This is a genomic window from Limnohabitans sp. (assembly GCF_044361985.1).
Taxonomy (GTDB): domain Bacteria; phylum Pseudomonadota; class Gammaproteobacteria; order Burkholderiales; family Burkholderiaceae_C; genus Limnohabitans_A.
The window spans coordinates 1-13,346 of sequence record NZ_JBIKHV010000067.1; the positions used below are offsets into that span (position 1 = coordinate 1).

The 13,346-nt window shown below is 60.7% G+C and carries 14 protein-coding genes and 1 tRNA gene; 9 read left to right on the forward strand and 6 right to left on the reverse strand.

All coding sequences use genetic code 11. From position 1 onward, the window contains the following. The 4 genes from ACIQ3A_RS10970 to ACIQ3A_RS10985 all read left to right on the forward strand — a co-directional run. Positions 1-926: NAD(P)/FAD-dependent oxidoreductase (locus ACIQ3A_RS10970; RefSeq protein ID WP_396431781.1), on the forward strand; the 926-nt coding region annotated here is incomplete at its 5' end. Between the two features lie 25 nt (positions 927-951). Beyond that, positions 952-1,872: a tRNA glutamyl-Q(34) synthetase GluQRS gene (gene gluQRS / locus ACIQ3A_RS10975; protein WP_396431782.1), complete on the forward strand. Its 921-nt coding sequence runs from the start codon at positions 952-954 to the stop codon at positions 1,870-1,872. Further along, positions 1,869-2,606: a tRNA (guanosine(46)-N7)-methyltransferase TrmB gene (gene trmB / locus ACIQ3A_RS10980; protein ID WP_396431783.1), complete on the forward strand. Its 738-nt coding sequence runs from the start codon at positions 1,869-1,871 to the stop codon at positions 2,604-2,606. The genes gluQRS and trmB overlap by 4 nt, the downstream gene beginning before the upstream one ends. A gap of 1 nt (position 2,607) precedes the next feature. Then, positions 2,608-3,528, forward strand: a complete 921-nt coding sequence (locus ACIQ3A_RS10985) for a pseudouridine synthase (protein WP_396431784.1) — start codon at positions 2,608-2,610, stop codon at positions 3,526-3,528. Positions 3,529-3,561: 33 nt separating this feature from the next. Here the strand turns inward: ACIQ3A_RS10985 and alaS are convergent, their stop codons facing one another. Then, on the reverse strand, positions 3,562-6,213 hold the full coding sequence (alaS, locus tag ACIQ3A_RS10990) for an alanine--tRNA ligase (protein WP_396431785.1): 2,652 nt from the start codon (positions 6,211-6,213) through the stop codon (positions 3,562-3,564). Positions 6,214-6,381: 168 nt separating this feature from the next. Here alaS and ACIQ3A_RS10995 point away from each other — a divergent pair, with 168 nt between their 5' ends. Next, entirely contained in the window at positions 6,382-7,872 is a 1,491-nt protein-coding gene (locus tag ACIQ3A_RS10995; RefSeq protein WP_396431786.1) for an NAD-dependent succinate-semialdehyde dehydrogenase, read from the forward strand. A gap of 12 nt (positions 7,873-7,884) precedes the next feature. Continuing rightward, a tRNA-Gly gene (locus tag ACIQ3A_RS11000) sits at positions 7,885-7,958 on the forward strand. Between the two features lie 91 nt (positions 7,959-8,049). Here the strand turns inward: ACIQ3A_RS11000 and ACIQ3A_RS11005 are convergent. Together ACIQ3A_RS11005 and ACIQ3A_RS11010 are read right to left on the reverse strand one after the other, a co-directional pair. Continuing rightward, positions 8,050-8,691, reverse strand: coding sequence for a 3-oxoacid CoA-transferase subunit B (locus ACIQ3A_RS11005; RefSeq protein ID WP_108405891.1), 642 nt, complete (start codon positions 8,689-8,691; stop codon positions 8,050-8,052). Position 8,692: 1 nt separating this feature from the next. Beyond that, a complete protein-coding gene (locus ACIQ3A_RS11010) occupies positions 8,693-9,400 on the reverse strand; it encodes a CoA transferase subunit A (RefSeq protein WP_396431787.1) in 708 nt (235 codons plus the stop codon). Between the two features lie 132 nt (positions 9,401-9,532). Here ACIQ3A_RS11010 and ACIQ3A_RS11015 point away from each other — a divergent pair, with 132 nt between their 5' ends. After that, positions 9,533-10,093, forward strand: a complete 561-nt coding sequence (locus tag ACIQ3A_RS11015; protein WP_396431788.1) for a LuxR C-terminal-related transcriptional regulator — start codon at positions 9,533-9,535, stop codon at positions 10,091-10,093. A gap of 31 nt (positions 10,094-10,124) precedes the next feature. Here the strand turns inward: ACIQ3A_RS11015 and ACIQ3A_RS11020 are convergent, their stop codons facing one another. Beyond that, positions 10,125-10,538 (reverse strand): carboxymuconolactone decarboxylase family protein, encoded by a 414-nt coding sequence (locus tag ACIQ3A_RS11020; RefSeq protein WP_396431789.1) that lies wholly within the window; start codon positions 10,536-10,538, stop codon positions 10,125-10,127. A gap of 56 nt (positions 10,539-10,594) precedes the next feature. Between ACIQ3A_RS11020 and ACIQ3A_RS11025 the strand changes: the two genes are divergently transcribed. Continuing rightward, positions 10,595-11,203, forward strand: coding sequence for a peroxidase-related enzyme (locus ACIQ3A_RS11025; RefSeq protein WP_396431790.1), 609 nt, complete (start codon positions 10,595-10,597; stop codon positions 11,201-11,203). 84 nt (positions 11,204-11,287) lie between these two features. Then, positions 11,288-12,199, forward strand: a complete 912-nt coding sequence (locus tag ACIQ3A_RS11030; protein WP_396431791.1) for a metal-dependent hydrolase — start codon at positions 11,288-11,290, stop codon at positions 12,197-12,199. Here ACIQ3A_RS11030 and ACIQ3A_RS11035 read toward each other — a convergent pair whose 3' ends face one another. After that, positions 12,200-12,622 (reverse strand): thioesterase family protein, encoded by a 423-nt coding sequence (locus tag ACIQ3A_RS11035; RefSeq protein ID WP_108406244.1) that lies wholly within the window; start codon positions 12,620-12,622, stop codon positions 12,200-12,202. Between the two features lie 10 nt (positions 12,623-12,632). Next, the coding region (locus tag ACIQ3A_RS11040; RefSeq protein ID WP_396431792.1) for an SDR family oxidoreductase at positions 12,633-13,346 on the reverse strand (714 nt) is incomplete at its 5' end.

Sequence of the window (13,346 nt, forward strand, 5' to 3'; positions counted from 1 at the left end):
GCATGTCGACCCGCGCCAGTGCTTTTGGCAGCTTCGACCACGGTGCCCAGTACTTCACCGTGCGCGACCCGCGTTTTGAACTCGCCATCGGCACCGCCCCTGGCGTGTGCAAACCCTGGAGCGCCAATGCCGTGCGCGTGCTCGACCCAAATGGCCGGGTGATCGAAGCCGGATTGCCCGGAGGTGAACGCCACTGGGTGGCCACGCCAGGCATGAACGGGCTGGTCAAGGCCTGGGCGGCACCACTGGTTGAAGACGGCAATGTGCAACTGCAAACCCGGGTCACCCAGATCATGGCCGACCCCCTGAAGAAAAACGGCTGGCAACTGCAGACCGAAAGCGACGACGGCGGTCAGCGCGTCTATGCCGGTTTTGACAAAGTCATTTTGGCCATTCCCCCAGCACAAGCCAGCAGCTTGTTGAAGGCCTCCGGCCTGAACGACCTGGCCGCGCCTTTGAGCGGTGTGCGGGTTGATCCCTGCTGGACCTTGATGCTGGCCTACCCCCAAGCCGTGCAACCCGGCCTCATCACCCTTGGCCCGCAATGGAACGCCGCCCGCAGCACGCACCACCGCATCGCCTGGATGGCGCGTGAATCGTCCAAACCCGGGCGCGAGCGCATCGAACGCTGGACCGTGCAAGCCAGCGCGCCCTGGTCGGCCGAACACGTCAACGACACCCCCGAACGCATCACCGGCAAACTGATCAAGGCCTTTGCCGAAATCACCGGCATCCGCGCCACCCCGGCCCATGCCGAAGCGCACCGCTGGTTGTATGCCAAAACCGCGCAACCGCTGGGCGAAAGCCACCTGTGGTTCAAGGACCAGGGCATCGGCTTGTGCGGCGACTGGTGTCTGGGCCGCCGGGCCGAAGACGCGTTTGTCTCAGGGCTTGAGCTGGCGCTGGCCGTGCTCAAAAACCGCTGAGCCTGCCCATGGTGGGTGGGTCTCGATGAGCTCGGTTTACACAGGCCGGTTTGCGCCCTCGCCAACCGGCCTTTTGCATGCAGGCTCACTGGTCGCAGCCCTGGCCAGCTGGCTCGATGCCCGTGCCCACGCAGGCCGTTGGTGGGTGCGCATCGAAGACGTGGACACCCCTCGCTGCGTGGCGGGTGCCGATGAAGCCATCTTGGAGCAACTGCGCACCTGCGGTTTGGTGCCTGATGGTAAGGTCATCCGGCAAAGCCAAGGTGCCCAAGCCTACAGCGCTGCGCTCGAGGAACTGATCGACAAAGGCTGGGCCTACCCCTGCGGCTGCTCCCGCAAAGAGGTCGAAGCGGCCATCGAATCGGCAACACCCCCAACCCAGAAACGCCACATAGAAACGGTCTACCCCGGCACCTGCCGCGCAGGCCTGAACGGCAAACCCGCCCGAGCCTGGCGCTTGAACGTGCAGGCGGTGCAAGCGGCGCTGGGCATGCCTGGCACCACGCACTGGCAAGACCGGCGTTTGGGGGCGCAACAACAAAACGTGGCCCAAGACGTGGGCGATTTTGTGCTGCGCCGCGCCGATGGCCTGTGGGCCTACCAACTGGCGGTGGTGGTGGACGATGCCGCCCAAGGCGTCACCCATGTGGTTCGCGGCGAAGACTTGGCCGACAACACGGCGCGGCAAATCGTGCTGCAACGCGCTTTAGGCCTGCCCACGCCGCAGTACCTGCACACCCCTTTGGTGCTGGGTGCCAATGGCGAAAAGCTCAGCAAGCAAAACGGGGCGCGCCCCCTGGATCTGTCCGATCCCTTGGCTGAGCTCAACCAGGCCGCCCAGGTTTTGGGGCTGCCCATGCATGCAGGCCCTGTTGACGCAGCGCTGGCGTTCTGGACGCAGCTTCAAAAAGACCCCGGTGCGCGCCCCTACAATCCCCACCCATGACTGACAACACCCTGGCCGAAGGCAAAAAGCCCTCCGGCATCCCCACTGATGTGCCTTTTTTGCGCACCATCAAAAGCTATGTGCTGCGCGCTGGCCGCACCACCATCGGCCAAGCCAAAGCTTATGAACTGTATGGCCCGGCCAACTTGCTGAACTATGCGCCAGGCGCATTCAACGCGACAGCGGCTTTTGGCCGCTCGGCCCCCTTGATTCTGGAAATCGGCTTTGGCATGGGCGAAGCCACGGCCCACATCGCCAAAGTCCGCCCCGATGACAACTTTTTGTGCTGCGAAGTGCACGAAGCTGGAGTGGGCGCCCTGCTCAAGCGCATTGGCGAGCAGGACATCCACAACATCCGCATCCTGCGGCATGACGCGGTCGAGGTGATCGACCACATGCTGCCAGAGGCCTCACTGGATGGCGTGCACATTTTTTTTCCGGACCCGTGGCACAAAACCAAGCACCACAAGCGCCGCTTGCTTCAAGCCGAGTTGGTGAACAAACTGGCCAAACGCCTCAAGGTGGGCGGCTACCTGCACTGCGCGACAGACTGGCAGCCCTATGCCGAACAAATGATGGCCGTCATCAGCGCAGAAAAGCTGCTCGTCAACACCGGCGATGCAGCCCATGGCGGCTATGCAGCCAAGCCAGACTATCGCCCGCTGACCAAATTTGAAAACCGGGGCCTGAAGCTCGGCCACGGCGTGTGGGATCTGGTGTTTCGCCGCGTCTGATATGACCCAAGCGGGAAACGCTGTTCAGTTGCCCACGCGCGACGGTGTGGGCCCCAGTGTGGTGTTAGTCCCAGCGGGCACATGGCCCAGCCTGCTCGACTTTCTGGCTGCACGCATGCCCGCTATACAGCGCAGTGAATGGGCGCAGCGCCTACAACAAGGCCTGGTGTTGCAGGAAGACGGGCAAAGTGCTTTGCCCGACCAAGCTTGCCAGGCAGGCCAACGCTTTTTCTACTACCGCAACGTGACCGATGAACCCGTCTTGCCCTTGCAAGCGCGCACCGTGTTCGAAGACGATCACCTGCTGGTGGCCGACAAACCCCACTTCATGCCCGTCACCCCCTCAGGCCCCTACGTGCAGCAAAGCCTGCTGGTGCAACTCAAGCGCTTGACAGGGTGTGCGGACCTGGTGCCGCTGCACCGCATAGACCGCGAAACTGCAGGCTTGGTGCTGTTTGGCAAAAGACTTCACGAGCGCGATGCCTACCACGCCTTGTTTCGGGAAAAACAGATTCACAAGACCTACCACGCTGTGGCAGCGTTCAAGCCTGAGTTGAACTTGCCGCGACACCATGCCAGCCGTTTGGTGCCGGGGGAGCCTTTTTTCAGGACCCAAGAGGTGCCTGGCGTGCCCAACAGTGAAACCCGCATCAGCCTGCTGCACACAGACGGCCTGCGGGCGCTGTACCAGCTTGAACCTGTCACCGGCAAGCGTCACCAATTGAGGGTGCACATGGCGTCGATGGGCATACCGATCGAGGGCGACCCTTTTTACCCCATCCTCCGGCGAGGAATAGATGAACCCGAAGACTTCAGCCAGCCCTTGCAACTGCTGGCCCATGCCGTGCAGTTTGCTGACCCGCACACAGGGCAAGCAAGGGCCTTCCAAAGCCAGCATCGACTGCAGCTTGCAGATCGGTGACAAGCCCCTGGCCCAGGGGCTTGGCCGCAACGATCAGAGGCGTTCAGTCACCCAGGCCTGCACACTGGCCATGGCCTGAGGCAAAGCTTTGGCGTCGGTGCCGCCGGCCATGGCCATGTCGGCCTTGCCACCGCCTTTGCCACCCACTTGGGCCGCCACAAAGTTGGCCAACTCCCCGGCCTTGACCTTGCCCACGCTGTCGGCGGTCACGCCCGCAGCAATCTGCACCTTGTCGCCGTCCACTGCCGTGAGCACGATCACGGCGGTCTTGAGCTTGTCCTTGAGCTTGTCCATGGTGTCGCGCAAAGTCTTGGCGTCAGCCCCCTCGAGCTTGGCCACCAGCAGCTTGACGCCCTTGATGTCCACCGCCTGAGTCATCAGCTCATCGCCCTGGGCCGAAGCCAGCTTGCCCTTGAGTGCGGACATTTCCTTTTCGAGCGCCTTGACCTGATCCAGCACCTGGGCGATGCGATGGTTCAACTCGGCCGGCTGGGACTTGAGTGCACCCGCCGCTTGAGCGACGGTGTCTTCCAGCGATTGCAAATACGACAAGGCGTTCACACCGGTCACGGCCTCGATGCGGCGCACCCCGGCGGCCACGCCGCTCTCGCCCACCACCTTGAACAAACCAATATCGCCTGTGGCTTTCACGTGGGTGCCACCACACAATTCGCGGCTGCTGCCGATGTCGAGCACCCGCACGGTTTCGCCGTATTTCTCGCCAAACAGCATCATCGCGCCGGTCTTCTGGGCCGACTCGATGTCCATCACGCGGGCTTGCGCTGCAGCGTTGGCCAGAATTTCGGCATTGACCCGGGCTTCGATCTGGCGGATCTCGGCATCGGTCAAGGGGGCGTTGTGGGCAAAGTCAAAACGGGTGCGCTCGGCGTTGACCAAACTGCCCTTTTGCTGAACATGGCTGCCCAACACTTCGCGCATGGCCTTGTGCATGAGGTGGGTGGCGCTGTGGTTGCGCACGGTGGCGGCGCGCAGTTCGGTGTCGACATGGGCTTGCAAGGCATCACCCACCTTCAGGCTGCCGGACTTTAAGGTGCCGTGGTGGCCAAACACATCGGCCTTGATCTTCAACGTGTCTGCCACCTCGAACTGGGCGCCCGCGTTGTGCAGCAGGCCCTGGTCGCCGACCTGACCACCCGACTCGGCATAAAACGGGGTGGTGTCCAGCACCACCACGCCCGCTTGTCCGGCTTGCAGAACCGTCACGGCCACACCGTCGGCATACAAGGCCTGCACTTTGGCGTGCGCCGTCAGCGCGTCGTAGCCCACAAAGTCGTTGCCCTGGCCGGTGTAATCCAGCGCCTTGTCCATCTTGAACTTGCCCGCAGCGCGGGCCTGGGCCTTTTGCTTTTCCATGGCCACGGCAAAACCGGCTTCGTCCACCGACAGGTCGCGCTCGCGGCAAACATCGGCCGACAAATCCAGCGGAAAGCCGTAGGTGTCGTGCAGCTTGAAGGCCACGTCTCCGGGCAAAACCTTCACACCACCGTCGAGGGCGGCATCCAGAATCTGCATGCCGCTTTGCAGGGTTTCAAAAAAGCGCTCTTCTTCAATGCGCAGGATGTCGGTGATGCGCTCGGCCTGGTCGGCCAAGTTGGGGTAAGCCGCGCCCATGAGCTTGACCAGATCGGGCACCAGCTTGTGGAAAAAAGGGGTTTTTTTGCCCAGCTTGTAGCCGTGCCGAATGGCCCGGCGCACGATACGGCGCTGCACGTAGCCGCGGCCTTCGTTGCTGGGCACCACGCCATCGCTCACCAAAAAGGCGGTGGCGCGAATGTGGTCGGCAATCACGCGCAGCGACTTGTTGTTCAGGTCGGCGCACCCGGTTTCGCGAGACGCGGCCTTGATCAGCGCGTCAAAAATGTCAATTTCGTAATTGCTGTGCACATGCTGAAGAATCGCAGCAAGACGCTCCAGGCCCATGCCGGTGTCCACGCAAGGTGCGGGCAGCGGCGTGACGGCACCGGTCTCGTCCATGTTGAACTGCATGAACACGTTGTTCCAGATCTCGATGAAGCGGTCGCCGTCTTCATCGGGGCTGCCGGGAGGGCCGCCAGGGATGTGGTCGCCGTGGTCGAAGAAAATCTCGCTGCAAGGGCCGCAGGGGCCGGTGTCGGCCATCATCCAGAAGTTGTCGGATTTGTAACGGCCGCCCTTGTTGTCACCAATCCGGATGATGCGGGTTTCTTCTTTGATGCGTTCAGGCGTCCAGCCCGCTTTGACAAAAATGCCTTCCCAAATGGCATAGGCCTCATCGTCTTCCATGTAGACCGTGGCGTACAGCTTGTCGGCGGGCAGCTTGTAGACCTGGGTTAACAGTTCCCACGCCCACTCCAGCGATTCGCGCTTGAAATAATCCCCAAAAGACCAGTTGCCCATCATTTCAAAGAAAGTGTGGTGGCGCGCGGTGTAGCCGACGTTTTCCAGATCGTTGTGCTTGCCGCCGGCTCTCAGGCAGGCCTGCACCGAAGCGGCGCGCACATACGAGCGCTTGTCTGTGCCTAAAAACACGTCCTTGAACTGGACCATGCCTGAATTGGTGAACATCAAGGTCGGGTCATTGCCCGGCACTAAAGGGCTGGATGCCACCACGGTGTGCCCCTTGGACTCAAAAAAGTCCAGAAAAATCTTGCGGATGTCGGCAACGGAAATGACGGCTTGGCTCATGGTCTTGGTGGCTTTCTAGTGCAACCCGCGATTATAAGATTTCGCCCACCCGCCTTCTGTGGCCGAGCCAGCAGGTTGTCTTTGCGACAGGCGGTGCCTCGGCCCTGCGCTAAGCTTCTGACCATGGCCCGGTTTGAATAACCCCGCAAAACACCCACGGAGACACCGATGAACCCCACCCCATCCCCCCTCGCCCAGCTCAAAGACCCCAGCCTGCTCAAGACCGACGCACTGATCAACGGCCAATGGGTGGCGGGCAGCAGCCGTTTTGACATCACCGACCCGGCCACCGGCCAGGTTCTGGCCAAGGTGGCCAACCTCGGCCCTGCCGAAACCGAAGCCGCCATTGCGGCTGCCAACGCCGCTTGGCCTGCCTGGAAAGCCAAAACCGCCAAAGAGCGCAGCATCATTTTGCGCAAGTGGTATGACCTGCTGATGGCCAACCAGGACGATCTGGGCCGCATCATGACCGCCGAGCAGGGCAAGCCCTTGCCCGAGGCCAAAGGCGAAGTGGCCTATGGCGCCAGCTTTGTGGAATGGTTCGCCGAAGAAGCCAAGCGCATCAACGGCGAAACCCTGCCCCAATTCGACAACAACCGCCGCTTGTTGGTGCTCAAGCAACCGATTGGTGTGTGCGCGGCCATCACGCCCTGGAACTTTCCACTGGCCATGATCACCCGTAAAGTGGCCCCTGCCCTGGCCGCCGGTTGCCCTGTGATCATCAAACCCGCTGAACTCACGCCCCTGACTGCCCTGGCTGCGGCCGAACTGGCTGTGCGTGCCGGCATTCCGGCTGGCGTGCTGAACATGATCACCGCCGACAGCGAGAACTCGATCGCCGTGGGCAAAGTGCTATGCGCCAGCGACGTGGTGCGCCACATCAGCTTCACAGGCTCCACCGAAGTGGGCCGCATCCTGATGGCGCAGTCCGCGCCCACGGTGAAAAAAATGTCGCTGGAATTGGGTGGCAACGCCCCGTTCATCGTGTTTGAAGACGCCGACATCGACAGCGCGGTCGAGGGCGCTTTTGCCAGCAAATACCGCAACGCCGGCCAGACCTGCGTGTGCACCAACCGCTTTTATGTGCAAGAAGCCGTGTACGACGAATTCGTCCAAAAATTCGCCGCCAAAGTCAAGACCGCCAAAGTGGGCAACGGCTTTGAAGACGGCGTCAGCCAAGGCCCCTTGATCGAAGAAGCCGCCCTGACCAAAGTGCAACGCCATGTGGACGACGCCGTGGCCAAAGGCGGACGGGTACTGGTGGGTGGCAAGCGCCTGTCCAGCATGGGCTCTGGCCAATTCTTTGAACCCACCGTGGTGGCCGATGCCACAGCCGACATGCTCTGCGCCAAAGAAGAAACCTTTGGCCCCTTCGCCCCCGTCTTCAAATTCAAGACCGAGCAAGAAGCGATTGACGCCGCGAACAACACCGAATTTGGTCTGGCCAGCTACTTCTACAGCCGCGATGTGGGCCGTATTTTCCGCGTGAGCGAGGCCCTGGAATACGGCATGGTGGGCATCAACGTGGGCATATTGGCCACCGAGCACGTGCCCTTTGGCGGCGTCAAGCAGTCGGGCCTGGGCCGCGAGGGTTCACACCATGGCATGGACGACTATGTGGAAATCAAATTCCTCTGCATGGGCGACATCCTCAAGTAAACTACTGGCTTCGCGGGTGTCGTTTAATGGCAGGACTTTTGCTTCCCAAGCAAATAACGTGGGTTCGATTCCCATCACCCGCTCCAATTTTTCCGCTCCAGTTTTTTCTGTTTGAGTTTTCCCCCCATGAAAAAGGCCCCATGAAGGGGCCTTTTTCTTTCAGGGAATCCAGAAGGATCAGAAGATCAGCTTCACACCCGTCTTGCTTTGCAGCACCTCGGGCGTGACGCCCGGAGCCAATTCCACCACCTTCAGGCCATCCGGCACCACGTCCATCACGGCCAGGTCGGTGATGATGCGGTCGACCACGCCCACGCCGGTCAGTGGCAGGGTGCAGTTGGGCAAAATCTTCATGTCTTCGCTGCCGTCTTTCTTTTTGGCCACGTGCTCCATCAGGATGATCACGCGCTTGACGCCAGCCACCAAGTCCATCGCCCCGCCCATGCCCTTGACCATCTTGCCGGGAATCATCCAGTTGGCCAGATCGCCCTTTTCGCTCACCTGCATTGCCCCCAGAATCGACAAGTTGATCTTGCCGCCGCGAATCATGGCGAACGACTGCTCGCTGCCAAAAATCGACGATCCCTTGATGGTGGTCACGGTCTGCTTGCCGGCGTTGATCAGGTCGGCATCGACTTCGTCTTCGGTCGGGAAAGGGCCAATGCCCAGCATGCCGTTTTCACTTTGCAGCCACACCTCTTTGTCGGCGGGCACGAAATTGGCCACCAGGGTCGGAATGCCGATGCCCAGGTTCACATAGAAACCGTCTTCCAGTTCGTGGGCCGCACGCGCGGCCATTTGGTCTTGGCTCCAGCTCATATCAGACTCCCCCCTTTTCAGTGATGGTGCGTTTTTCGATGCGCTTTTCCGGGCGCTGGTTCAACACGATGCGGTGTACATAAATGCCGGGCAAATGCACGCTGTCCGGGTGCATGTCGCCGGTCTCCACAATTTCTTCAACCTCGACCACACACACCTTGCCCGCCATGGCGACAGCAGGGTTGAAGTTGCGTGAGGTGTAACGGAACTGCAGGTTGCCGGACTTGTCGGCACGGTGCGCCTTGACCAGCGACACATCGGGCAGCAGCGCGTGCTCCATCACGTAAGTCTCACCGCCAAAGTCACGCAACTCTTTGCCTTCGGCCACCAAGGTGCCCACGCCGGTTTTGGTGAAGAAAGCCGGAATGCCCGCGCCACCAGCACGCAGCTTTTCGGCCAGCGTGCCTTGCGGGGTGAACTCCAAAGCCAGCTCGCCGGCCAGGTATTGGCGCTCGAACTCTTTGTTTTCGCCCACGTAAGACGAAATCATCTTCTTGATCTGGCGGGTCTGCAGCAGCTTGCCCAAACCAAAATCATCGACCCCTGCATTATTGGAAATGGCGGTCAGGTTTTGCACACCGCTGTCGCGCAAGGCGTCGATCAGGGCTTCGGGAATGCCGCACAGGCCAAAGCCGCCCACGCCAATGAGTTGCCCGTCAGCCACGATGCCTTTCAAGGCCTCGGCTGCGGAAGGAAAAATCTTGTTCACACCGGTCTCCAGAAAAGGAAGAAGGCCTTACGATACTACGTAAGAAACTACGTAGTTTTTCGTAGAGCGCAGCCCTTAGCCCTAGCCCTAGTCCTTATCCAGGAAACCAGGAAACCAGGAAGTCAGCAAACCATGACCCAGGACATCGATTACCGCCTCGCCTTCGACCTGGCCCCAGTCGGCATGGTGCTGTCGCGCAACCGCACCATGGTCGACTGCAACCAGCGCGTGTGCGACATGTTTGGCACCACCCGCGAGCAGCTCATCGGCCAAAGCTTTCAACTGCTCTACCCCAGCGCCGACGAATACGAGCGCACCGGACAACGCATCACCCCGATCCTGAACGCCAGTGGCGTGTATGCCGATGACCGTGTCATGAAACGCGTGGATGGGCGCTTCAAAGGCGAAACCTTTTGGTGCCACGTGACTGGCCGCGCGCTGAACCGTGACGCCCCACACGAAGCAGGCATCTGGACCTTTGAGGACTTGTCAGCGCGCAAAGCCGTCAAAGCCGAACTCACTGCCCGCGAACGCGAAGTGGCCGCCCACCTGATGGATGGCTTGACCAGCAAAGAGATCGGCCGTGCTCTGGGCATCAGTCACCGCACGGTGGAGATTTACCGGGTCAAACTGATGCGCAAATACCAGGCCTCGGGGGCGGCCGATCTGATTCAGAAGTTGATGCGGGGCTGAGGATTTTCCTTGGCTGCCGCCCAACAGACGATCAAGCTTTGGGCTCGATCACTTCGGTCGCACTCCTGAAACCATCGATCGCCGTCGGAAAGCCGCAATACACGGTGGCGTGCAGCATCAGTTCACGAATTTCTTCAGGGGTCGCGCCATTGGTCAGTGCGCCGCGAATATGGGCTTTGAGCTCTTGCTGCTTGCCTTGCGCGGTCAGCATGGCCACGGTGATCAGGCTGCGGGTTTTCAGGTCCAGGCCGGGGCGTTGCCACACGTTGCCCCAGGCGTTTCGGGTGATGAATTCCTGCATGGGCTGGGTGAATTCGGTGGCGGCGCCCAAGGCCCGGTCCACATAGTCGGCACCCATGACCTGGTTGCGGGTGGTCAGGCCGTTTTGAAAGGCCTCGTCGGTGGGCCAGGCTTGGGGCGATGCAGGGGTTTTGGGTGCGGACATGGGCAACTTTCAAGTTGGTGGAGAATAGCCAAAGCATAAACACTCCGAGACACGCCATGAGCACACCCACCACGCCCCGTTACCCCGCCCCCGACATCATGAACTTGCCCGACGACATCAAAGCCAAGGTGCTCGAAGTGCAGGAAAAAGCCGGTTTTGTGCCCAACGTGTTTTTGGCTTTTGCCCGCCGGCCGGCCGAGTGGCGTGCCTTTTTTGCCTACCACGATGCTTTGATGGTGCCCGAGTCGGTGGGGCGCAGCAGCGGCCTGACCAAGGGCGATCGCGAGATGATCGTGACCGCCACCAGCGCCGCCAACAAGTGCCTGTATTGCGTGGTCGCCCACGGCGCCATTTTACGCATCTACGAGAAAAAACCCTTGGTGGCCGATCAGGTGGCCATCAACCACCGCAAGGCGGACATCACGCCCCGCCAGCGCGCCATGCTCGACTTTGCACTCAAGGTCTGCCAGCACTCTGACGAGGTGGAAGATGCCGACTTTGTGGCGCTGCATGCCCACGGCTTTGACGACGAGGACATCTGGGACATCGCGGCCATCACCGCTTTCTTTGGCTTGAGTAACCGCATGGCCAGCTTCAGCGGCATGATGCCCAACCCCGAGTTCTACCTGATGGGCCGCGCCCCCAAGACCAAGCCCGCTGCGTGATTTTTATGTGGCCTTTTGCATGGTCTTTGAAAAACCTGAACAATACAGTTTGATAACCGAATCGGTTTTCTCTCACCCACCAACATGAACACCCACCCCGCTGCTCCCTCTGAATTAACCATACGCCGTTTGAGCGTGGACCTGAGCCAGGGTTTTTCGCGCCACTGGAACGGCGGCGATGCGTTTTTGACGGCTTATGCCAACGCCTTGTCGATGAGCTTTCCGGTGGGCGAACAGTCTTTCATGGATGCAGTGAAAGCCGGGGCCACACACCTGCCCGAGACACCCGAGAATGCCGAGCTCAAACAGCTTGCCAAAGGCTTCATTGGCCAGGAAGCCACACACCGCCACTTGCATGGCCTGTACAACGCACACCTTGAAAAGCAGGGCCTGGTCAACCATTGGGGCCCGCGTGCCGAGCGCCGCCTGAAAAAAGGGCGCGAAGAATTCTTCAGCAAAAGCGACAAGGGCTATTTGCACGAATTGGCCATCACCGCCGCCTTTGAGCACTACACCTCCATTTTTGGTGACATCACGCTCGAGCGCATGGACCAGCCCGGCGATTGGTTTGCCCATGCCGAAAAGCCGCTGCAAACCTTGTGGCGCTGGCATGCTGCCGAAGAGTCTGAACACAAGTGCGTGGCCTTCGACCTGTACCAGCGCCTGGGCGGTAACCACGCCTGGCGCATGCGCTGGTTCTGGTACGTGACCCTTCAGTTCATCACCGACGTTGTGCGCCAAACCGTCAACAACCTGTGGCACGACAAGACGCTTTTCAAGCCGTCAACCTGGTGGTCTGCTGCCCAGTTTTTGGTCGGTCGACACGGCTTGGTCTGGCGCGTGGCCAAACCCATTTGGGCTTACACGCGCAAAGACTTTCACCCCATGCAGGTCGGGCACCCCACCCAGTCGCAAGACTGGCTGCAAAGCCACGCCGACCAGTGGCGCGCTGTGGGCCAAGCTCAGGCCAGCGTGCAGGCTGCTGCGCAAGCCTGATCAGGGCGTGACCAGCGCCTTGACCCAATCGGGCAAGGGAACAGATTTTTGCTTGGGAAAGTCAACCCAGATCGTGGTGGCGCCGCCAGCGGCAAACACCTCACCGGGCTGGTCGGTGCGCTCCAGCGTGCACCAGCTTTCAAACGTGGTGCGCCCCGGGTCACTCACATACATGGTGGCCAAGATGTCCCCCGGGTATTCAAACTGTTTGTAAAAGTTACAAAACGCGTTCACGATGACCGGCCCTTCGCCTTGCGGGTTCAGGTCGAAGCCGATGTGGTCGAACCAGTCGATGCGGATGGTCTCCAGGTAGCGAAAGTACACCGTGTTGTTGACATGGCCCATGGCGTCCATGTCGCCCCAGCGGATGGGGATGACCAATTGGTGCACCTGCTTTTTGATCTCGGGCAAAACGTACTTCATGCCTGGCCCCTCAAACGGCAAAACCATCGTCGGCAGCGATCACCGCGCCATTGATGAAATGGCTCTGGTCGCTGGCCAGCAACATGAGCAGCGCATCCAGATCCTGGGGCTGGCCGACGCGCTTGCGGGGCAGCATGCTGATGAGTTTTTGGCCCTGCTCGGTTTGCCAGTGGTGGTGGTTGATTTCGGTGTCGATGTAGCCTGGGCAAATCGCGTTCACGTTGATGCCGAATCGGCCCCACTCCACAGCAAAGGCCTTGGTCATCTGCACCACAGCGGCCTTGCTCATGCAATACACCCCGATTTGCGGCAGCACCTTGAGCCCTGCCATCGAGGCGATGTTGATGATGCGCCCGCCCGTGAAGCTGCCGGGCGCCGCCCCCTTGGCGCGGGCCAGCATGCGCTTGCCCACCTCTTGTGCGACAAAAAATGCACCGCGCACATTGGTGTCAAAGACAAAGTCATAGTCCTCTTCGGTCACGTCCTGAATGCGTTGGGTGGTGCTCACGCCCGAGTTGTTGACCAAAATGTCGATGCTGCCCATCTCGGTTTCGGCGTGCGCCACGGCCGCCGCAATGCTGTGCCGGTCGGTCACATCCAGCTCGACCACATGCGCATCGCCACCCGCAGCCTCGATCTCGGCGCGCAGGTCTTTGAGTTTCTCGACCCGGCGGCTGGCCAGCACCACGCCCGCACCAGCAGCGGCCAGGGTTTTGGCAAATTG

What these genes read in the sequence shown, in the direction of transcription:
- gluQRS (WP_396431782.1), top strand. Translation starts at nt 952, where the DNA reads ATGAGCTCGGTTTACACAGGCCGGTTTGCGCCCTCGCCAACCGGCCTT.
- trmB (WP_396431783.1), top strand. Translation starts at nt 1,869, where the DNA reads ATGACTGACAACACCCTGGCCGAAGGCAAAAAGCCCTCCGGCATCCCC.
- ACIQ3A_RS10985 (WP_396431784.1), top strand. Translation starts at nt 2,608, where the DNA reads ATGACCCAAGCGGGAAACGCTGTTCAGTTGCCCACGCGCGACGGTGTG.
- alaS (WP_396431785.1), bottom strand. Translation starts at nt 6,213, where the DNA reads ATGAGCCAAGCCGTCATTTCCGTTGCCGACATCCGCAAGATTTTTCTG.
- ACIQ3A_RS10995 (WP_396431786.1), top strand. Translation starts at nt 6,382, where the DNA reads ATGAACCCCACCCCATCCCCCCTCGCCCAGCTCAAAGACCCCAGCCTG.
- ACIQ3A_RS11005 (WP_108405891.1), bottom strand. Translation starts at nt 8,691, where the DNA reads ATGAGCTGGAGCCAAGACCAAATGGCCGCGCGTGCGGCCCACGAACTG.
- ACIQ3A_RS11015 (WP_396431788.1), top strand. Translation starts at nt 9,533, where the DNA reads ATGACCCAGGACATCGATTACCGCCTCGCCTTCGACCTGGCCCCAGTC.
- ACIQ3A_RS11020 (WP_396431789.1), bottom strand. Translation starts at nt 10,538, where the DNA reads ATGTCCGCACCCAAAACCCCTGCATCGCCCCAAGCCTGGCCCACCGAC.
- ACIQ3A_RS11025 (WP_396431790.1), top strand. Translation starts at nt 10,595, where the DNA reads ATGAGCACACCCACCACGCCCCGTTACCCCGCCCCCGACATCATGAAC.
- ACIQ3A_RS11030 (WP_396431791.1), top strand. Translation starts at nt 11,288, where the DNA reads ATGAACACCCACCCCGCTGCTCCCTCTGAATTAACCATACGCCGTTTG.
- ACIQ3A_RS11035 (WP_108406244.1), bottom strand. Translation starts at nt 12,622, where the DNA reads ATGAAGTACGTTTTGCCCGAGATCAAAAAGCAGGTGCACCAATTGGTC.